Source organism: Stenotrophomonas maltophilia (assembly GCF_002799245.1).
Lineage (GTDB): Bacteria > Pseudomonadota > Gammaproteobacteria > Xanthomonadales > Xanthomonadaceae > Stenotrophomonas > Stenotrophomonas maltophilia_S.
On record NZ_NEQV01000002.1, the window covers coordinates 803,176 to 823,428 of the forward strand.

Below are 20,253 nucleotides of genomic sequence, written 5' to 3' on the forward strand. Positions count from 1 at the left end.
GCAGTGTCAACGCGGAGCGTGGCGCATCGTGCGCCTGTCGCCACCATTTGACCAGCAGGCGTGTCGTAGCCCGGTAGTGATGCTGCACGAAGGTTCCCTCCTGCACCCACCGTTGACCGGATTGGAGGACAATGCAGGCCTGATCACCCGCAGGAGCCACGCCCATGATGGAGCGTTACGACGTCGGACCGCGCATGTCCGAAATGACCGTGTACAACAAGGTCGCCTACCTCTCCGGCCAGATTCCGGAAGACACCAGCCAGGACATCACCGGGCAGACCCGGCAGGTGCTGGCGGAGATCGACAAGCTGCTGGCGCTGGTCGCCAGCGATCGCCAGCACGTGCTGCGTGCGGAAGTGTTCCTGGCCGACATCGCCGACTTCGAGGGCATGAACAAGGCGTGGGACGAGTGGGTGGTCGAGGGCGCGACCCCGGCCCGCGCAACGTTCGAAGCCAAGCTGGCCCACGCCGAGTGGAAGGTCGAGATCGTGGTGACGGCGGCCGTGCCGTAATCACTGAACGGGGTCAGATCCCTTTTCCAGAGGAAAAGGGATCTGACCCCGGCGGCAGACCTCGTTACAGTTGCACCAGCTCGATGCAATCCACCGGGCACGGTGGAATGCACAGCTCGCAACCGGTGCACAGATCGGCAATGACCGTGTGCATGTACTTGGCACCGCCGACGATGGCATCCACCGGGCAGGCCTGGATGCACTTGGTGCAGCCGATGCAGTCGGCTTCCACGATCAACGCCACCTGGGCAGCCTTGTGCTGGCCGCGCGAACGATCGAACGGAATCGCCGGTACGCCCAGCACCTGTGACAGTGCCCGTGCACCGGCATCGCCACCCGGTGGGCAGCGGTCCACGCCCGCCTCGCCGCGTGCCATTGCCTGCGCATACGGGCGGCAGCCGTCATAGCCGCATTGCCCGCATTGGGTCTGCGGCAGCAGGCGGTCGAGGCGTTCGGTCAGGGGCGGGATCAGGCTCATGCGTGGCGAAGGCTGCGCGTTGGGGTTACTTCAGGGGTTTGCCACGGAACCAGCGCTCATGGGCCAGCGCCAGCATCGGCTTGTCTTCGGAACTGTCACCGTAGGCGTGGATGCGCACGTAGCGCGACAGATCGAACTGGCGACGGATGTGCTCGGCCTTGCGCGGGCCGCAGTCGCCACCGGCATAACGACCGGTCAGGCGCCCGTCCTGGCTTTCCAGCCGGTTGCAGATCAGCTGCAGGCCCAACTGCTCGCACCACGGCCGCAGGTACAGGTCCAGCGAGCCGGACACGATCACCACGGTGTGCTGCTGTTCCTTGTGCCAGCGGATCTGCTCCAGCATTTCCGGGCGTACCACGTCGGGCAGGAACTCACGCGAGAAGCCGGCCGCCAGCGTGGCGATGTCATCGCTGTGGCGGTCACTGAAGGTCAGGCGGGTGACGCGCGCGCGGATGCGCTCGGCCGAGATCAGTTTCAGCTTGTAGGCGACCAGCCACGGGCCGATCTTCCACCACGCCTGCGCCAGCTGTTCGGCGGTGGCCACGCGGCGCAGGAAACGGCCATAGGTATCGCAGGTGGTCACGGTGTGGTCGAAGTCGAACAGCGCCAGTTCCATTCCGTTGCCTCCCATCGCGTTGCCTCCTGTGGCCGGTGGTGCCGGCGGGCGTGGCGATGGCCACGCCCGCTTCAGGCATCAGCGGACCGGCATGCCCGGCTGTGCGCCGCTGTCGGCGTCCAGCAGCGCCAGCGCGCCGCCATCGAAACCGGCCGACAGGATCATGCCCTCGCTCAGGCCGAAGCGCATCTTGCGCGGGGCCAGGTTGGCGATGAACACCACGCTGCGGCCGACCAGCGTTTCCGGCTCGCCGTAGCTGCCACGGATGCCGGAGAAGATCTGGCGCTTGCCCAGTTCGCCAGCGTCCAGTTCGAAGCGCAGCAGCTTGTCCGAACCTTCCACGAACTCGCACACCAGCACCTTGCCGATGCGCAGGTCGAGCTTGGCAAAATCGTCGATGCCGATGTAGGCCGGAGCATCCGCGCTCTTTGCGTCGTCCTTGGCCGGGGCCGGTGCGGCCGGCGCGGCGGCCTTTGCCGGGGATGCTTCAACCTTGGCGGCGGGGGCGGCAGCGGCGGCCGGCTGCAGGGTGTCCTTGGAGGCGTCGATCATGGCGTCAATCTTCTTCGGGTCGATACGGGTGAACAGCGGGGTGTAGTCGGTGATGCGGTGGCCCAGCAGCGGCTGTACCAGGTCGGTCCAGTCGTTCACCGGCGCGGCCAGGAAGGCCTCGGCCTGCGCGGCGGTGGCCGGCAGCACCGGCTTGAGTGCGGTGACCAGCACGCGGAACAGGTTCAGGCCCTGGCTGCACACGGCCTGCAGCTGCGCGTCGGCGCCTTCCTGCTTGGCGATGACCCACGGCTTGACGTCGTCGATGTAGCGGTTGGCTTCATCGGCCAGGGTCATGGTCAGGCGGATCGCCGCGGCCGGGTCATTGCGCTCGTAGGCTTCACGGATCGGCGCCAGGCCATCGACGAAGCGCTGGTACTGCGCCGCATCGGGCAGCTGTGCGGCCAGCTGGCCGTCGAAGCGCTTGCTGATGAAGCCGGCGCAGCGGCTGGCCAGGTTGACGAACTTGCCGACCAGGTCGGCGTTGACGCGGGCGATGAAGTCACCCAGGTTCAGGTCGAGATCGTCGACACCACCGCCGGACTTGGCGGCGTAGTAGTAGCGCAGCGCTTCCGGCTCCAGGCCGGCATCGAGGAAGGTGCGGGCCATCACGAAGGTGCCGCGCGACTTGCTCATCTTGGCGCCGTCCACGGTCAGGTAGCCGTTGACGTGCAGGCGGGTCGGCGCGCGGTGGCCGGTACCGTGCAGCACCGCCGGCCAGAACAGGCCGTGGAAGTTGACGATGTCCTTGCCGATGAAGTGGTGCAGCTCGGTGCTGGTGCCGGCACGCAGGTGCGCTTCGAAGTCTTCGCCGAGCTTGCCGCACAGGGTCTGGAAGCTGGACAGGTAGCCGATCGGCGCATCCAGCCAGACGTAGAAGTACTTGCCCGGCTGGCCGGGGATCTGGAAACCGAAGTACGGCGCATCGCGCGAGATGTCCCACGCGCGCAGGCCACCTTCGGCATTGAGCCACTCACCCAGCTTGGCCTTCACGCCCGGCAGGGCGACATCGCCGGCCAGCCATTCGCGCAGGAATGCATCGAAGTGGCCCACCTCGAAGAAGAAGTGCTCCGAATCGCGCATTTCCGGCGTGGCACCGGAGATGACCGAACGCGGCTCCTTCAGGTCGGTCGGTGCATAGGTCGCGCCGCAGACTTCGCAGTTGTCGCCGTACTGGTCGGGGCTGCCGCAGTTCGGGCAGATGCCCTTGACGTAGCGGTCGGGCAGGAACATGCCCTTGGCCGGGTCGTAGAACTGCGCGACCGAACGGCGGCTGATGTGGCCGGCCGCTTCCAGCTTCAGGTAGAACTGCTCGGTCAGTGACTTGTTGGCCGCTGAGTTGGTCGAGTCGTAGTGGTCGAAGGCCACGCCGAAGGCGGCGAAGTCACGTTCGTGGCTTGCCTGGATGTTGGCAATGAAGGTTTCCGGGGTGACCCCGGCCTTTTCCGCGGCCAGCATGATCGGCGTGCCGTGGGTGTCGTCGGCGCAGACGAACCACGCCTTGCCGCCGCTCATTCGCCGCGCACGCACCCAGATGTCGGCCTGGATGTAGCCGACCAGGTGGCCCAGATGCAGCGGGCCGTTGGCGTAGGGCAGGGCGGTGGTGACGAGCGCGGTACGGGTCATGGTCGCGGGGTGGATCCGAGGGGAACCGCAGATTATCGCATGCCCGCAACGACGTGACCCGGCCGGGGCCGGGTCACGTGGGTGGGGCATCTGGCCGGGCGCTTACTCGCGCTGCCAGGTCTGCGCGCGGCAGATGAAGGCGATGCAGCCGGAGACGTCCAGCTTGGTGCCACCCGGCTGCAGCTCCATCTTCGACTTGTAGGTCTTGCCGTTGGCCGGGTCGAGGATGGTGCCGCCGGACCACTTGTTGGCGCCATCGGCCTTCAGGTTCCAGAGGATGGTCATGCCCTTCACCGGCTTGTTCCTGTTGGCGCCTTCACATCCGTCACAGACCGGGTTCGGGCCCTTGTCCGAGTGCAGGATGTCGACCACCTTGCCGGTCAGCGTGCCGTTGGCGGCCTCGGTGATCTCGACGATCGACTTCACCTTGCCGGTCTTGTCGTCGATGGTCTTCCAGCGGCCGGCGGCGCCGTCGGCGGCCTGGGCCGAGAGCGCGGCCAGGCACAGCGGCAGTGCCAGCAGCAGGGTCTTGAAGGTGTTGCGCATGGTCCCCTCCCAGGGTTCATTCCGGCACGGTGCCGGTACGGGTCGACTGTATACCCATTCGGCGGGGTATGGGGAAGGGGGGCCGGGTTGCACCCGGCACCCGCGGTAGTGCCGGCCGCTGGCCGGCAACAGTAACAGCGGATTTGCTGGGGGATGGCGGGGCACTGTGTGCTGTTGGCAGGTGTCGACCTGGGTCGACACGGTGGATCCACGCCATGCGTGGATGAGGCTTTCCGTGGCGGTGATGGGGGTCAGATCCCTTTTCCCTCGGAAAAGGGATCTGACCCCCTGGGCCTCACCCGGTTTCGTACAGCTCCAGCGGCAGGTCGTCGGGGTCGGCGAAGAAGGTGAAGCGGCGGCCGGTGTACTCGTCCACGCGGATCGGTTCGCACACCACGCCGTGCGCCGACAGGCGCTGGATGAAGGGTTCCAGCGTGGCCACCCGGAACGCGAGGTGGCGCAGGCCCTGGGCTTCCGGACGGCTGGGACGGGGCGGCGGCGAGGGGAAGGAGAACAGTTCCAGCTGGCCGCCGTCCGGCAGGGCCAGGTCCAGCTTCCAGGAGTCGCGCGCGGCGCGGTGGTTCTCGGCCAGCACGCGCAGGCCGAGGATGCGCACGTAGAAGTCCTTCGAGCGTGCGTAGTCGCTGCAGATCAGTGCGGCGTGGTGGATCCCCAGCAGGGTGTTGGAATCGGCGGTCATTGCAGGGCGTCCAGCCAGCGCTGGGCGATCTTCAGCGCCAGCGGATAGGGTTCGGGGTCGTTGCGGTTGGTCAGTACGATCACGGTCAGGTGCTTCTCCGGGTGGCGCACGATCACGTTGCGGAAGCCGATGCTCTCGCCGCTGTGCCATTGCACCGGGCCATTCAGGCGCCAGCCGAAGCCGTAGTGCGGCACATCAGGTTCGGGTGTCGATGTGGCCGGGCTGAACATTGCCAGGCGAGAAGCCTTCGACAGCAGGCGATCGTCGTACAGCGCGGCATCCCATCGGGCCAGGTCATCCAGCGAGGAATAGATGCCGCCATCGCCGAGCACGGCGCTGGTGCTGCTCTGGTCGGTGCGCTGCCAGCGGCCATCGATCCGGCTGTAGCCATAGGCGCGTGCGGCTACGGTATCGACGCCGTCCTGGTGGGCCACGGTGTGGGCCATGCCCAGTGGGCGGAAGATGCGCTGCTGCAGGAAAGCTGCGAAATCCTGGCCGGAGGCGCGGCCGACGATCAGTGCCAGCAGCGCATAGCCGCTGTTGCTGTAGTGGTACCGGGTACCGGGTGCGAAGTCCAGCCGGTCCTGGCGCGACAGCAGGGTCAGTACATCGGCGTCATGCACCTGGCGGCCGTCGGCCGGGTCCATCAGGTCTTCGTAGTCGAGCAGGCCAGCGGTGTGCGAGAGCAGCTGGCGGATGGTGATGGCTGTCGCAGCCGGTGGCAGCTCGGGCAGCCACCGCCGGGCAGGTTGATCCAGCCCCAGCCGGCCGTCTTCCACCAGCAGCAGCACTGCCGCAGCAGTGAACTGCTTGCTGACCGAGGCCAGCCGGAAGTTGCTGGCCGCAGTGATCAGGGTGCCGTCCTCCACCACCGCCAGGCCGTAGCTGCGGCGGAATACCGGTTGCCCGTCGTGCAGCACCAGCACTGCAGCGCCGGGCACCTGGCCGTCGTAGGCCTGCATCAGGCCGTCAATACCCGCATCCGGTGGGGTCAGCACCGGTGCGGCAGACGTCACCCGCGGCAGCAGGCCCAGCACGACGGCGAACAGGGCGACGGCAGGGCGCATGGTGGCTCCAGACGGGTCAGGGTGAAGGTGTGGGCGCGGGCGCAGTGCTGGCCGGCTGAACCATCCAACGTTCCATCTTGCGGTCCAGCACGTCCAGCGGCATCGAGCCGTCCTTCAGCAGTTCGGCGTGGAAGCGACGCAGGTCGAAGGCGGCGCCCTGGCGTGCCTTGGCCTTGTCGCGCAGGGCGACGATGGTGGTCAGGCCCGCCACGTTGGACAGCGCCTGGCCGGGCTGGGCCATGATCCGCTCGACTTCCGCGCTGGCGTCGTCGCTGCTCATGTCCACGGTCTTCTGCAGGTAGGTGACGGCCTGCTGCTTGCTCCAGCCCTGTGCGTTCACGCCGGTGTCGGCCACCACACGGGCGGCGCGCAGCAGGCGCGAATACAGGTAGCCGATGCGGTCGTAGGGATCGGTGTAGATGCCCAGGTCCTCGCCCAGTGTTTCGGCGTACAGGCCCCAGCCTTCGACGAAGGCGAGATCGCCACCGAGGCGGCGGAAGCGCGGCAGCTTGGCCAGCTCCTGCTGCAGGCCCAGCTGCACGTGGTGGCCGGGGATCGCTTCGTGCAGGTACTGCACCGGCACGTTCCAGCGCTTGCGGCTGGGCAGGTCGCGGGTGTTCACGTACAGCACGCCGGGTTGCCCGGCCGGAGAGGGCTGATAGGCCGCTGCGGCGGCGGTCAGCGCACGCTCCGGTTCCACTGCGCGCACTTCCAGCGTTGACTTGGGCAGCGTATCGAGCACCTGCGGCAGGCGTGCGTTGACCTGCTGCTGCACCTGGCGGTAGCGGTTGATGAGCGCGTTGGCATCGCCGTACTGGAACTGGCGGTCGTTGCGCATGCTGCGCAGCAGCTTGGTGGGGGTGCCGCGCAGCTTGGCATCCTTCATCACCGTGGCGATCTGCGCCTGCAGCTCCTGCACGCGTTGTTCGCCCAGCGCATGCAGCTGCGCGGCGGTCTGGTCGCTGGCCGTGGTCTGCACGATCAGGTTGGCGTACCAGGCCTGGCCGTCGGGCAATGCGCCCAGGCCGCTGCTGGCACGCGTGGCCGGCAGGTATTCGGTGGCGATGAAGCCACGCAGGGCGCGGTAGGCCGGCATGATGCGCAGTTCGATCATGCGTTTGTATTCGGCGCTGATGCGCGCCTTGTCCTCAGCCGTGATTGTGTTCGGCATGGTGCGGATCGGCGACCAGAAGATGCTCTCTTCGGCGGTCGGCTTGATCACCGCATCCAGCTGCGGCAGGACTTTCTCCATCAGGTCGCGTGGCTGTACCACACCGGCCTTCATGCCCTGGCGCATGTTGTCGATGGCCTGGTCGAACAACTCGGGAATGCCCAGCGAACGGCGCGACCAGGTGTCGTAGTCCTGCACGGTGTTGAACGGCTGCGCGCCGGCACCGGCACCGAGGATCGCCATGATGCTGCCGATGTTGTAGTACTGGCTGATCGGCATCATCCAGCTCGGGTAGCGTTCGGCGGCCAATGATGCGCGTGCGTCGCGCACGAAGATCTCGTAGCTGAGCAGGTCCTGGCCCTGCAGGCCGTCACTGCCGAGCTTCTCGACCTTGCCCAGCCATTGCGTGGTGAAGTCGTGCGACTGCTGGCGCCAGGTGGCCGACAGGATGTTGGGCAACTGGTCGTTGTAGCGGGGTTCGCCCTGGAAGGTGGCCTGCAGCGGGTTCAACCGCATCGAGGCATCCCAGTATTCGTCGTACAGGCGCTCCAGCTGTACCTGCTTGGGTACGGCACGGGCCGGTGCGACCGGACGCGTCGCGGCGCGGCGTGCCGAGCTGCCACGCGCCGGCGCGGTGGCACGGGCGGGCTTGGCCTTGGGCTTGGCAGCCTGGCGGGTCTGCGCGGCGGCAGGGCGGCTGGCCTTCTTCTTCGCTGCTTCGGCCGACGGCACGGCACTGAACAGGAACAACGCGGCAATGGCGGCGGCCAGGGCGCGGGTGGGATGCGGCATCAGGAGCTTCCGTGGAACACAGACCGTGGAGCTTGCACGATCCGGCCGCGTACGGCCAGCGTGAAGGCGCAGTCAGCTTGCCGTCGCTGGGGCTTCAGTCAGCCGCGGCGGCGGCACGCAGCGCGGCGGCCCTGTCCGCGCCCAGATAACCGGTGATCGCACGCCGCATCAGGTACAGCAGTGGAATCAATGCAATCGCAAAGCCCATCTTGTAGATGTAGTTGACGCTGCTGACGGCCAGGAACAGCGAGGTCGGCCAGTGCTGCGGGCCGAGCACGAAGGCGATCCAGATCACCACGAAGCTGTCCACCACCTGGGAGATCGCGGTGGAGCCGGTCGCACGCAGCCACACGTGGCGCTCGCCGGTTGCCTGGCGGATGCGATGGAACACTGCCACGTCGATCAGCTGGCCGAGCAGGAAGGCCACCAGCGAACCGGCAATGGTCCACATGCCCTGGCCGAACACCGCGGCGAATGCGGCCTGGTAGTCGGGCACGCCGTGGCCGTCCATCGAGGTGACCCACCAGCTGGCCGGCGCCAGCGAGATCGCTGCGAAGGCGAACAGGAAGCCATAGGCGATCAGGACCACGGCCAGCCACGAGATGAAGCGCACGCCGCGCTTGCCGAAAAACTCGTTGATGGTGTCGGTCATGATGAACACCACCGGCCACAGCAGGGTGCCGGCGGTGAAGCTGAGCGAGCCGGTCTGGCCGAACAGGTTCCAGTTCAGCGGATCGATGCCGAGGGTGTCTTCCAGCGCGAAGATCTTCACCCCGATCAGCTCGGCCAGCACGGCGTTGCCGCAGAAGAACGCGGCCAGCACGATGAACAGCAGGACCGCGCGGTCCTGCAGCGGACGCTCGATCGGTGCCGCAGTCATTCGCTGCGTTCGCCGGCACGCGTGAATGGAACGCTGGACGGTGCCACGGCGCCGCCGGAAATGATGAAGCTCATGGCCTGGTCGACGGTCCAGTCGGTCGGGGTCAGCAGCTCCACCGGCACGATTTCCAGGTAGCCGGAGGTCGGGTTCGGCGTGGTCGGCACGTATACCGCGGCCAGCTCACGGTCGGTGCCGTGCTCCTTGATCACGCGGGTGACCAGCCCGACCGATTTCATGTCGCGGTGCGGGAAGTCGATCAGCACCACGCGCTGGGTGCTGCCCGGTTCGGTCTGCAGCATGTCCAGCAGCTTCTTGGCGCTGTCGTAGATGATGCTCGCCAGTGGAATGCGCTTGATGATCGCGCCCACCCAGCGCAGCAGGCGCTGGCCGAGCACGCGGCGGCTGGCCACGCCCACCGCCAGGATCACCAGCAGGGTGGCCAGCAGGGCGATGGTGTCCTGGATCCATTCGGCACGGACCCAGCCGAGGTAATGCGGGAAGCTTGTCGCGATCTGCTCGGAAAGCGGCACCACCAGCGGGCTGGAAATGCCCGACAGCAGCACGAACACGAACTTGACCACGACCCAGGTCAGCCAGATCGGCAGCAGGGTCAGCAGGCCGGTCAGGAACAGGCGCTGCAGGGAGGGGCGGGGGACCAGGGCGGGGGCTTCGAGCGACATGTGTGCATTGTAGCGGTCACGGCCGGTCGATTACGCTGGGGAATCTACTGCGGCAACGACACATGGAAGGGAAGCTGTGTTGAAGATTCTGCGCGGACTGGGCTGGACCCTGGCGGGCCTGCTGGTGCTGGCCATCGTGGTGTGGTGCGCCTCGCGCATGTGGCCGGTGCCGGAATCGCGGCTGCAGGCCCAGCAGCGGCTGCAGGCCCGCCTGCCCGTCCAGGGCCACAACGGCTTTGCGCTGATGTGGACACTCGCGTTCGACGATCTCGACGCGGGCCAGCGCGAACAGGCGTTGGCCCGTGATGTGCAGCGTTGGGAGGCGGACCCGCGCGGCGATGGCGGCGGCCTGCTGCAGCTGGCAGAGGATCATGACGAGCTGCGTTCACGGCCGGCGGCCAGCTGCGGACCGACCGCCAGCGACTGCCTGCGCCAGGTACGCGCCGATCCGCAGCGCTTCGTCGATGCCCACGCCGGCCACCAGCAGTTGCATGCACGCCTGGACCAGCTGGCCGATGCAGACCACTTCGCATCGCCGTTCCAGCCCAAGGGTGACGGCATCCTGGTACCGATGCCGACCTATGGCCTGATGATCGATGCCACCAGCGCACGCGCGCTGGCCTATGTGCAGGGCGATATCGACGGTGCGTTGCGTGGCAGTTGCCGGGGACTGCAGCTGGGCCGGCGGCTGGTGACGGGCGGCAACTACCTGGTGGAGAGCATCATCGGTGCCAGCCTGGTGCAGGCCAATGCCCAGCTGCTGGCCGACATGCTGGTCGAGCTGCCGGCCGGGCATCCGCTGCCAGCAGAATGCGAGCCGGCGATGCAGCCGATGCTGGCCGCCGAACAGAGCCTGTGCCGTGCGATGCAGGGCGAGTACGCGATGAGCCGGGCCGCGATCGAAGCCTCGGCGCAGGAGTTTGGCGGGGTGCTGGTACTCGATCGCAGCAGCACCCTGGCGCGCGCGGCGGGTAATCTGGGCTGGGCCTGCGGAGCGGCGGCCATGGCCGCGCTCGAGGCGGACCGCCCGCTGCCGGTGCCGGCGCCGCCGCAGCATGACTTCGGCTGCCTGGCGAACGTCATGGGATGCGTGCTGACCGATATCGCCGGCCCGGTCTATCCCGCCTATTCGTCGCGGACCCAGGATGCCGCGGCAATGGTGCGGCTGATCGGCGCGCAGCGCTGGCTGCGACAGCAGGCCGAGGACCCGGTGGATGCACTGCAGCGCTTGCCTGCCCGGTTCCGTTCGCCGGTGCGGGTACCGCAGTTGTCGGCCGATGGTCGTCACCTGCAGGTGCCGCGGCGTTCACCATCGCGCAGCACCGACGGGAGCCCATGGCTGTCGGTGCCGCTGGTGATGGAGGATGCCTCGGCCGCCGCTGCGCGCGACTGAGCCGCGTCTCAGTTGCCGCCCGCCAGCGGATCGAATGCCCAGCCATCACCGATGGTCTGCAGCGTCCAGCGGCGAGCGCTGTGCAGTGGCTGCCAGTGCACGCTGTCCTTGTCGTCCTCGATGCTGCCTTCGCTCCGCTTCACCTTGCGGGTGGAGAAGTTCACGCTCACTGATTCGGTTCTCCCGGAATTGCGCATCACCGAGTTCTGGTCGTAGCCGATCAGCGCGAAGGCATCGTCCTGCCAGCGGAAGGTGAAGGCGGTCGTGCCCATTGACCAGCTTCCTGCGCTGGCGAATGAAAACAGCGCGACCTTCAGGGTGCCCCGCTGGATGCTGACGCCGCCATCTTCGAGCGGGTCGCTCATCACCGGATTGTCCGGGCGCGGTATCAGCTGATGGTCCTGTACTGCCAGCACATAGCCGGACGGGCGCGACCACGCCACGGCGAGAATGCGCGGGTTGCTGTCGTACGGCGAGGGGCCGAAGCCATCGTGCTGGATGACATTGCGTGGTTCCTGCTGGCGCAGCACCAGGACCAGATCCGCGCGGCCATCCTGGTCCAGATCGCCTTCGACGCTCGATTCAAGTGTCCATCCCCGGGGCACGAAACCGGCGGCATCGGCCGCCTGTGCCGGCAGCGCCGGATACTGCACCGGCGGCAGGTCCAGGGCGTGGGTGGCGAAGGGCAGGGTGGTCAGCAGTGTGGCAAGAGCATGCGGGCGCATCGGGGCCTCCATGGCAGGGAGGCAGAGGATAGCGCCCGCGGGCTGGATCAGCGTGCGTGTGGCTTCAGCCGCAGGTAAACCTGCTTGCGCACCTGGGCGACCACCTCGCCGCTTTCGTCGACGACATCGTTGCTGAACCAGCGCAGCACCTTGTCACCGCCAGCCGCTTCGGTGCGCAGTTCAGCCAGCAGTGCATCGTCGATACGGAACGAGGTGCGCACCGTGCCCCGGCCAGGCTTGAGGAAATCGATCGCACCGGCCCGGTCCCACACGTAGTAGTCGCGGCCGAGGATATGCAGCAGGCCCAGCATCCAGAACGGATCGGTCATCGCGAACAGGCTGCCGCCGAAATGCGTGCCCACGTAATTGCGGTTCCAGGGCCGCAACCGCAGCTCCACGTCGATCTGCCGGTAATCGGGCGTGATCCGGGTGACGTGGATGCCGGTGAACAGGAACGGCGGCCAGAGGTTGATGCCGAAGCGGAACAGGCGGGCGTTCATGCGGGTCCGGGACGCGAGGCGAGGTGCCCAGTCTAACCATTCGCATGCGTATGTTGCACCCCGGGCGTGTGTCCACGCGATTCGGCGTGGCCCGGCGAAACGTAGCGTCGAGCGTGCTGGACGGCCTCACGGGCCGTCGATCATGTACCCGTCGCGTCCGTTGGCCTTGGCCTGGTACAGGGCGGTGTCGGCGCCTTCCACGAAATGGTGCGGCTGCAGTTCGCCGTCGGGCACGCGGGTGAATACACCGATGGTGAGCGTGACGGCATCGTTGCTGCCATCGCCCGGCGCCGGCAATGCGCGCACGCAGGCAATCAGGTCCTCGATCACCTGGCGCGCGCCCTCGGCCGGGGTATCCGGCAGCACCAGCGCGAATTCGTCGCCACCGTAGCGCGCCGCCATGTCGCGCGGGCGGCGCGCATGGGCGCCGATCAGGCGGGCGACATCACGCAGCACGCGGTCGCCGACCTGGTGGCCGTGGCGGTCGTTGTGGCGCTTGAAGTGGTCGACGTCGATCAGCGCCAGGCTCAGTGGCTTGCCACTGCGCCGCGCAGCATCGCATTCCTGCTGCAGCGACTGCTCGAAGCGCAGGCGGTTGCCCAGGCCGGTGAGGGCATCGCGGTTGGCCTGGCGGTGCCAGGCCGAGATCCGCCACACCGCCCAGACCAGCAGTGCCAGCACCACGCCCAGCATCGCGCTGGCCGGCGCCCACCACAGGTCACCCGTGCGCAGCAGCAGCCAGCTCAGCAGGGGAGGCGCCGGCAGCGAACACAGCGCGGCGAGCCAGGGCAGCCGCAGGCCGAGCAGGATCACGCACAGTGCCACCAGCACGCCGCTGATGGCGTGCTGCCAGGCATGCGGCAACACATCGATCTGCTTGTGCTGCAGCAGCATCGAGGCGATGTTGGCCTGGTACTCGCTGCCGCTCATCCAGAACTCGCGGGTGGTCGGGGTCAGCAGGCGGGGTGCGATGCCGCTGGCGGTCATGCCGACCACGATGCGGCGGCCATGCAGCATCGCCATGTCCACGTGGCCATCGAGTACGTCCGCGTAGGACACCTGCGGCAGCCGCTCGGGTGGGCCGGCGTAGCGCACGCGGACGTAATCGTCGCGACGCCATTGATAGGGCGAGCCCAGTTCCGGGTCGGGATCGGGCAGGCCGCGTACCGCACCCGCAGGCAGGTTGGCCAGTGCCAGGCCCAGTGCCGGCCAATGCGGCTGGCCAATACCCGCGTGCAGATAGACGCCGCGGGCGACGCCATCGCCATCCACCTCGACATCGGTGTGGCCGATCGCGGCGGCACTGGTGGCGATCTGCGGGATCGGCAGCATTTCCTCGGCCATGCGGTCGCCGGCCGCAGGTGCGGCCAGCACCGGCAGCACTACCCGGCCATTGCGTCGGATGGCGGCCGCCAGCTCATCATCCTGGCGGCTGTCGCGACGATCGGGTTCGGACAGCATCAGGTCCAGCGCGATGCGTTCGGCGCCGGCATCGGTCAGGCGGTCCAGCAGGCGTGCGTGCACCGAGCGCGGCCAGGGCCACTGGCCGATGCGCTGCAGGCTGCCTTCGTCGATGGCCACGATCAGCACGCTGGGGTCGGGGCGGTAATCCCAGTTGCCGACCAGCGCGTCATAGGCTGCCTCGTCCTGCCGCCACAGCCACTGCCCATGGCTGGCCAGGATGGTCAGCACGCCGGCCAGCAGGGCCAGCAGGATCCGCTTCGACCATGGCAGCGGCGAGCGCCTCACAACAACAGCCAGAGCAGCAGGGCACCGCCACCGGCGCTGTAGCACAGGCGGCACGGCAGGGGGATCTGCTGGGCAGGGGAAAATTCGCCGGCGTGGCCGTCGTCGTCGATGTACTGCACGCGCACGTGCAGGGTGCCGCTCCACGGGCGCTTGAAGCTCACCTGCGGCTCGGCCACGGTTTCGTCGACCAGCGGCGTCTTGAAGTCCCCGCGGCGATCCACCTGCACCCGGTAGCGCTGGCCTTCGCTGCCGGCCTGCCAGCGCAGCGTCAGCTCGCCGTGTGCGGCCTCGGGCGGTTGCAGCGCCGGGTCCACCGGCTCGTTGCTCAGCTGTAGCGGCAGCGCCTGACCGTAGCGGCCCTGGTGGCCTTCGCCATCGCGCGACGCCACGCGCCAGTAGTACTGGCCGGGCGGCAGCGGTTGCGCCAGGCGCAGGTCGGTCGCATGGGTGGCCTGCTCCTGCAGGGGTTGCCGGAAGCTGGGTTCGGCGGCGATCTGCAGCACGCTGCTGCGCGCACCGGGGGCCTGGCTCCAGCGGAAACGCGGGCGGTCGCTGTTGATTGTCTGCCCATGCAGCGGCGATACGGTCAGCGGCGGTGGTGGCTGGTCACTGAGCTCGAAATCGGCGCTGGCATCCAGGCCTTCGATGCCCTGGGCATCGACCGCGCGCAACAGGATGCGCAGCTGGCCGGGCGGCAGGTCGCCGATCGCCAGCCGGGTGTCGGCGGTGGTGGCGGCGAACAGCAGGATCTCCGGGGTTGCCGCCTGCACCACTTCCACCCGGTAGTGGTCGGCGCCATTGACCGGTTCCCAGGCCAGTACGGTCGGCAGCGGCGCCAGGCGCAGCTCGTCATTGCGCAGCGCCGGCGCCGGCAGCAGTGCGGAGACCGCGGCGGGGGCTGCGTCGGCACTGCTGCTGCGGGTGGCCTGGCCCGGCCGGACCAGGCGCTGGCCATGGGGGTTGCCGACCTGCACCTTGCCCTGCAGGACCTCGGTGGCACCGACGTGTCCGGTGTCTCCGGCGCTGACCCGGAACACCGTGCCGCGCACGCTGCTGGTCGCGGTGGGCGCATCGATGATGTAGCGCGAGGCAGGACCGCGCGCCGGCGTCACCCGGTTGCTGGCACGCCCCTGCTGCAGTCGCAGGCGGGTGTCGACCATGCCGGTGTGGCCGTAGCGGCTCAGCTGGTCCAGGCGCAGGCGCGAGTATTCGCGCAGCTGCAGGCGCGAGGCATCGGCGAACTCCAGAGTGATGCTGGAATCGCCCTCGGTTTCCACGGTGTCACCGATATGCAGCTGCTCGCCGGCCTGGAGGGCGCGGGTCGCGGTGCCATCGGCACCGGCCAGTTCGACCTTGCCGCGCACGGACAGCACCCGTGCCGGCGCCGGCTCGGTGCGCAGCCAGCTGATCGGGAAGCGCAACAGCTGGCCCGGCGGCAATTGATACGGGTTGTCGATGCGGTTGTGCTGCTGCAGCTGCTGCCAGCGTACCGAAGGCTTCAGGTACAGCCCGCCCAGGTCCCACAGGGTGTCGCCGGACCGGACCCGGTAGTTCCAGTCCTGGGCGCCGGCGATGGCGGGCAGCAGGAAGAGGGCGCAGAGCAGGGCGCCCGATAAACGCATGGCGAACGACAGAGAGCGGACGACGGTCACAGTTTGCAATCCCGGCAATGCGGGGGTGCAGCTGCAAGACCCCATGGCCCCGACCTCATCCCCCCGAACGGATCGTGGCGACCGCATGGCCGCCAGCGCGCGCATTATTGCCCGCGTTCAGTGCAGGGATTCTGAACGGAGCGGGCTCCCGTTCAGAACAGCAGCGACGCCATCCTGCGGCGGTACTGGCCAACCAGGTCCTCGTCGGAGATCACATTAAAGGCGTCGATCAGGGCCTTGCGCGGCAGCCCTTCCTCGAACCCACGGTCGATCCGCAGCATTTCCAGGAACTGGGCCAGCGCGGCCTCGTCATGGCCGCCGAGCAGCAGCTGCACGCCGCGCAGGTGGCGGGCCTTGAGGTCCTTGCCATCGGCCGCGATGCGTGCCTCCAGTACCTCGGCCGCCGGGGCATTCTTCAGTGCGGCGGCGAAGGCCAGGCGGGCGCGGGCACGCACGGCGCGGTCGTCGGTGGCCAGATTGGCCGGCAGGCCGTCGATCAGGGTACCGGCTTCGTCCACGCCACCGATCTGCAGCAGGGCCAGGGCCAGGTCGAGCTTCAGCTCATCCTTGTCCGGCTCGGCGGCGATCTGTGCGCGCAGCACGTCGACCTGCGCCTGCGGGTCCAGCGGGGCGTCATCTTCGGGAGCGGTGTCGCCGACATCGGCCGGCACGATGCCGTGCTGGGCCAGGAACTCACGCAGCTGGCCTTCCGGGATGGCGCCGGGGAAGCCGTCCACCAGCTGGCCGCCCTTGACCAGGAACACGGTCGGTACCGAGCGGATCTGGAAGGCCGCAGCGATCTGCTGTTCCTTGTCGACATCGACCTTGGCCAGCTCGAAGGCACCGTTGTACTCGGCCGCCAGCTTTTCCAGCATCGGGCCCAGGGTCTTGCACGGCCCGCACCAGGTGGCCCAGAAGTCGACCAGCACCGGCGTCTGCAGCGACTTCTGCAGGACTTCGGCCTCGAAGGTCGCAGTGGTGGCGTCGAATACGTAGGTCGTCTCGGTCATGGGGGAGGCATCGCTTGGCATCTGGAGACCGATTCTATGGTGACGATCGACGCCGGTCTCAACCCTGCCATCACGCAACGGGCCTCATCGGGGTGTGTTGCCGCTTGGCGCATCGCGCCGCTGCCGTGACAATGCTGTGGTCCATTCCTTTCCGGGTGATTGCGCGCAATGTCCGTGGTCCGGCTTGATCGTTGGTTGGGGCTGCTTGCTGCAGTCGTGTTCGTGCTGGCCGTGGCCGGCTTCGGTGCCGGCCTGGAGGGCTATGCGCAGGCCCGCCACCCGGTGGCGCTGCTGGGCGCGCGCGGTGTGCCGCATGCGCTGGCCTTCAACCTGCTTGGTTTCGTGCTGCCCGGTGTGCTGGCCGTGGGGGTGGCTGAGCGCCTGCGTCGCCGCCTGCCCGCCACCGCCGGCTGGGCACCACGGGTCGGCAGCCAGATGCTGCTCGTGGCCGGCCTGGCCTTTGCTGCGATGGGGCTTCTGCCTCTGGACGTGGACGACCTGCATGGGCCGGCCAGCCAGCTGCATGCCAGTGCCTGGATGATCTGGGTGCTGGGGTTTGTCGCCGGGACCCTGTTGCTGGGCACGTCGCAGTTGCGCCAGGCGCAGGGTCGCGCCCTGGGCGGGCTGGCCCTGGGCTGTGGCGTGCTGGCCGCGCTGGCGGCGTTTGCGCTGCAGGGTGTACTGCCGGCGCCGCTGGCACAACGGCTGGCATTCGCCTGCTGGGCGGTCTGGCTGGTGGCCGTACTGCCGCTGTCGCGCCCACGCTGAGACGCCTTGCGGAGCGTCGCGGCGTCCACCTCCAGCAGGCAGGATTGGAGACGTTTGCCGCACTGCGGTACGCTGTACCGCTTTGCCGCCGCATCCGCGTGTTCCATGACCAGCGCTGAAACCAACGCCTACGACCCGCAGCAGGTTGAATCCGACGCCCAGCAGTACTGGGACGCCACCCGTGCCTTCGAGGTCGACGAGACTTCGGACAAGCCGAAGTACTACTGCCTGTCGATGCTTCCGTACCCGTCCGGTGCGCTGCACATGGGCCACGTGCGCAATTACACGATTGGCGACGTGATCAGCCGCTACAAGCGCATGACCGGTCACAACGTGCTGCAGCCGATGGGCTGGGACGCGTTCGGCCTGCCGGCGGAAAACGCCGCGATCAAGAACAAGACCGCGCCGGCGGCGTGGACCTACAAGAACATCGATCACATGCGCAGCCAGCTGAAGTCGCTGGGCTATGCCATCGACTGGTCGCGCGAGTTCGCTACCTGCCGTCCGGACTACTACGTCCACGAGCAGCGCATGTTCACCCGCCTGATGCGCAAGGGCCTGGCCTATCGCCGCAACGCGGTGGTGAACTGGGACCCGGTCGACCAGACCGTGCTGGCCAACGAGCAGGTCATCGACGGCCGTGGCTGGCGCTCCGGTGCCCTGGTCGAGAAGCGCGAGATCCCGCAGTGGTTCCTGCGCATCACCGATTACGCCCAGGAGCTGCTGGACGGCCTGGACGAGCTGGACGGCTGGCCGGAATCGGTCAAGACCATGCAGCGCAACTGGATCGGCCGCTCCGAGGGCCTGGAAATCCAGTTCGACGTGCGTGATGTCGATGGCGGCATGCTGGACCCGCTGCGCGTGTTCACCACCCGCCCGGACACGGTGATGGGCGTGACCTTCGTGTCGATCGCCGCCGAGCATCCGCTGGCGCTGCACGCGGCGAAGAACAACCCGGAACTGGCGGCGCTGCTGGCCGACCTGAAGCAGGGCGGTGTGTCCGAGGCCGAGCTGGAAACCCAGGAAAAGCGCGGCATGGACACCGGCCTGCGCGCGCTGCATCCGGTCACCGGCGAGCCGGTGCCGGTGTGGGTCGCCAACTTCGTGCTGATGGGCTACGGCACCGGCGCGGTGATGGCCGTTCCGGGCCATGACCAGCGCGACAACGAAGTGGCCAACAAGTACGGCCTGCCGATCAGGCAGGTCATCGCCCTGAAGGATGCGCGCACCGAAGAGGAGCGCAACTGGGACGGCAGCCGCTGGCAGGACTGGTACAGCGACAAGAGCCGCCAGACCGAACTGGTCAACTCCGCCGAATTCGACGGCCTGGATTTCCAGGGAGCCTTCGAAGCCCTGGCCGAACGTTTCGAGCGCAAGGCCCAGGGCCAGCGCCGCGTCAACTACCGCCTGCGCGACTGGGGCGTGAGCCGCCAGCGTTACTGGGGTTGCCCGATTCCGGTGATCTACTGCGCCAAGTGCGGTGCGGTGCCGGTGCCGGAAGAGCAGTTGCCGGTGGTGCTGCCGGAAGACGTGGCGTTCGCCGGCACCGGCTCGCCGATCAAGACCGACCCGGAATGGCGCAAGACCACCTGCCCGGACTGCGGCGGCGCGGCCGAGCGCGAGACCGATACCTTCGACACCTTCATGGAGTCGAGCTGGTACTACGCCCGCTACACCTCGCCGGGTGCCCGTGATGCGGTCGACAAGCGCGGCAATTACTGGCTGCCGGTCGACCAGTACATCGGTGGCATCGAGCACGCGATCCTGCACCTGATGTATTTCCGCTTCTATCACAAGCTGCTGCGTGACGCGCGGATGGTGGACAGCAACGAGCCGGCGCGCAACCTGCTGTGCCAGGGCATGGTGATCGCCGAAACCTATTACCGCCCGAACCCGGACGGCTCGAAGGACTGGATCAACCCGGCCGATGTGGAAGTGCAGCGCGACGAGCGCGGCCGCATCACCGGCGCCACCCTGATCGCCGACGGCCAGCCGGTGGTGGTCGGTGGCACCGAGAAGATGTCCAAGTCGAAGAACAACGGCGTGGATCCGCAGGCGATGGTCGGCAAGTACGGCGCCGACACCGTGCGCCTGTTCTCGATGTTCGCCGCGCCGCCGGAGCAGTCGCTGGAGTGGAACGAGGCCGGCGTGGACGGCATGGCCCGGTTCCTGCGCCGCCTGTGGGCCCAGGTGCAGAAGCACGCGGCCGACGGTACCGCCCCGGCGCTGGATGCCGCCGCGCTGGATGCCAACCAGAAGGCGCTGCGCCGCAAGACCCACGAAACCATCGGCAAGGTCGGTGATGACTACGGCCGCCGCCACAGCTTCAATACCGCGATCGCTGCGGTGATGGAGCTGATGAACGCGCTGGCCAAATTCGAGGACGGCAGCGAGCAGGGCCGCGCGGTGCGCCAGGAAGCGCTGCAGGCCATCGTGCTGCTGCTGAACCCGATCACTCCGCATGCCAGCCACGCCCTGTGGCAGGTGCTGGGCCATGGCGAGACGCTGCTGGAAGACCAGCCGTTCCCGCAGGCCGACAGCAGCGCGCTGGTTCGCGATGCGCTCACCCTGGCGGTGCAGGTCAACGGCAAGCTGCGTGGCACCATCGAGGTGGCCGCCGATGCCGCGCGCGAGCAGGTCGAGGCGCTGGCGCTGACCGAGCCCAACGCGGCCAGGTTCATGGAAGGCCTGACGGTGCGCAAGATCATCATCGTCCCCGGCAAGATCGTGAACATCGTCGCCGCCTGATGTACCCCGCACCGGCCACCCGCGTGGTGGCCGGTGCCTTTCCAGAAGCAGGGCCGGGTACATGATGGCCCTGCATTCACGCGGCTTCGGG

At 68.0% G+C, this 20,253-nt stretch carries 18 protein-coding genes; 4 read left to right on the top strand and 14 right to left on the bottom strand.

Translation table 11 applies throughout. The annotated features are described in order from the left end of the window. The first annotated feature begins 164 nt into the window (after positions 1-164). Positions 165-512, top strand: coding sequence for a RidA family protein (locus B9Y64_RS09510; protein ID WP_049465077.1), 348 nt, complete (start codon positions 165-167; stop codon positions 510-512). 64 nt (positions 513-576) lie between these two features. Here B9Y64_RS09510 and rnfB read toward each other — a convergent pair whose 3' ends face one another. From rnfB to B9Y64_RS09555, 9 genes are all read right to left on the bottom strand, one after another. Beyond that, positions 577-990: an Rnf electron transport complex subunit RnfB gene (gene rnfB / locus B9Y64_RS09515; RefSeq protein WP_100440464.1), complete on the bottom strand. Its 414-nt coding sequence runs from the start codon at positions 988-990 to the stop codon at positions 577-579. 25 nt (positions 991-1,015) lie between these two features. Then, positions 1,016-1,606 carry an HAD family hydrolase gene (locus tag B9Y64_RS09520; protein WP_100440465.1) on the bottom strand — a complete coding sequence of 197 codons (591 nt, stop codon included), beginning with the start codon at positions 1,604-1,606 and terminating at the stop codon, positions 1,016-1,018. A 78-nt stretch (positions 1,607-1,684) separates the two neighbouring features. Further along, complete coding sequence (gene metG / locus B9Y64_RS09525; RefSeq protein ID WP_100440466.1) at positions 1,685-3,781, bottom strand: methionine--tRNA ligase; 2,097 nt, start codon at positions 3,779-3,781, stop codon at positions 1,685-1,687. Between the two features lie 102 nt (positions 3,782-3,883). Then, positions 3,884-4,327 (bottom strand): DUF2147 domain-containing protein, encoded by a 444-nt coding sequence (locus tag B9Y64_RS09530; protein ID WP_100440467.1) that lies wholly within the window; start codon positions 4,325-4,327, stop codon positions 3,884-3,886. 295 nt (positions 4,328-4,622) lie between these two features. After that, entirely contained in the window at positions 4,623-5,027 is a 405-nt protein-coding gene (gene gloA2, locus B9Y64_RS09535) for an SMU1112c/YaeR family gloxylase I-like metalloprotein (protein WP_100440468.1), read from the bottom strand. After that, complete coding sequence (locus B9Y64_RS09540; RefSeq protein WP_100440469.1) at positions 5,024-6,094, bottom strand: serine hydrolase domain-containing protein; 1,071 nt, start codon at positions 6,092-6,094, stop codon at positions 5,024-5,026. Before B9Y64_RS09540 ends, gloA2 begins: the two co-directional genes overlap by 4 nt. 16 nt (positions 6,095-6,110) lie before the next feature. Beyond that, positions 6,111-8,057, bottom strand: a complete 1,947-nt coding sequence (locus B9Y64_RS09545) for a DUF885 domain-containing protein (RefSeq protein ID WP_100440470.1) — start codon at positions 8,055-8,057, stop codon at positions 6,111-6,113. 94 nt (positions 8,058-8,151) lie between these two features. After that, positions 8,152-8,937: a queuosine precursor transporter gene (locus B9Y64_RS09550; RefSeq protein ID WP_100440471.1), complete on the bottom strand. Its 786-nt coding sequence runs from the start codon at positions 8,935-8,937 to the stop codon at positions 8,152-8,154. Beyond that, positions 8,934-9,617 carry a DUF502 domain-containing protein gene (locus B9Y64_RS09555; protein ID WP_100440472.1) on the bottom strand — a complete coding sequence of 228 codons (684 nt, stop codon included), beginning with the start codon at positions 9,615-9,617 and terminating at the stop codon, positions 8,934-8,936. The genes B9Y64_RS09550 and B9Y64_RS09555 overlap by 4 nt, the downstream gene beginning before the upstream one ends. A gap of 76 nt (positions 9,618-9,693) precedes the next feature. On the opposite strand from B9Y64_RS09555, the gene B9Y64_RS09560 reads away from it, so the two are divergent. Next, positions 9,694-11,010 (top strand): hypothetical protein, encoded by a 1,317-nt coding sequence (locus tag B9Y64_RS09560; protein WP_100440473.1) that lies wholly within the window; start codon positions 9,694-9,696, stop codon positions 11,008-11,010. Between the two features lie 8 nt (positions 11,011-11,018). On the opposite strand, the gene B9Y64_RS09565 is transcribed toward B9Y64_RS09560, so the two are convergent. From B9Y64_RS09565 to trxA, 5 genes are all read right to left on the bottom strand, one after another. Further along, entirely contained in the window at positions 11,019-11,735 is a 717-nt protein-coding gene (locus B9Y64_RS09565; RefSeq protein WP_100440474.1) for a hypothetical protein, read from the bottom strand. Positions 11,736-11,782: 47 nt separating this feature from the next. Further along, a complete protein-coding gene (locus B9Y64_RS09570; protein WP_100440475.1) occupies positions 11,783-12,235 on the bottom strand; it encodes a DUF4442 domain-containing protein in 453 nt (150 codons plus the stop codon). A gap of 126 nt (positions 12,236-12,361) precedes the next feature. Beyond that, the gene (locus B9Y64_RS09575; RefSeq protein WP_100440476.1) at positions 12,362-13,984 is read right to left on the bottom strand and encodes a CHASE2 domain-containing protein; all 1,623 of its coding nucleotides are present in this window, start codon (positions 13,982-13,984) and stop codon (positions 12,362-12,364) included. Continuing rightward, on the bottom strand, positions 13,981-15,681 hold the full coding sequence (locus tag B9Y64_RS09580; RefSeq protein WP_100440477.1) for a FecR family protein: 1,701 nt from the start codon (positions 15,679-15,681) through the stop codon (positions 13,981-13,983). The genes B9Y64_RS09575 and B9Y64_RS09580 overlap by 4 nt, the downstream gene beginning before the upstream one ends. Positions 15,682-15,788: 107 nt before the next feature. Beyond that, entirely contained in the window at positions 15,789-16,646 is an 858-nt protein-coding gene (gene trxA / locus B9Y64_RS09585) for a thioredoxin (RefSeq protein WP_100440478.1), read from the bottom strand. A gap of 168 nt (positions 16,647-16,814) precedes the next feature. Here trxA and B9Y64_RS09590 point away from each other — a divergent pair, with 168 nt between their 5' ends. Together B9Y64_RS09590 and leuS are read left to right on the top strand one after the other, a co-directional pair. Beyond that, positions 16,815-17,414: a DUF998 domain-containing protein gene (locus B9Y64_RS09590; RefSeq protein WP_100440479.1), complete on the top strand. Its 600-nt coding sequence runs from the start codon at positions 16,815-16,817 to the stop codon at positions 17,412-17,414. Between the two features lie 105 nt (positions 17,415-17,519). After that, the gene (leuS, locus tag B9Y64_RS09595) at positions 17,520-20,162 is read left to right on the top strand and encodes a leucine--tRNA ligase (RefSeq protein ID WP_100440704.1); all 2,643 of its coding nucleotides are present in this window, start codon (positions 17,520-17,522) and stop codon (positions 20,160-20,162) included. Positions 20,163-20,253: the final 91 nt, after the last annotated feature.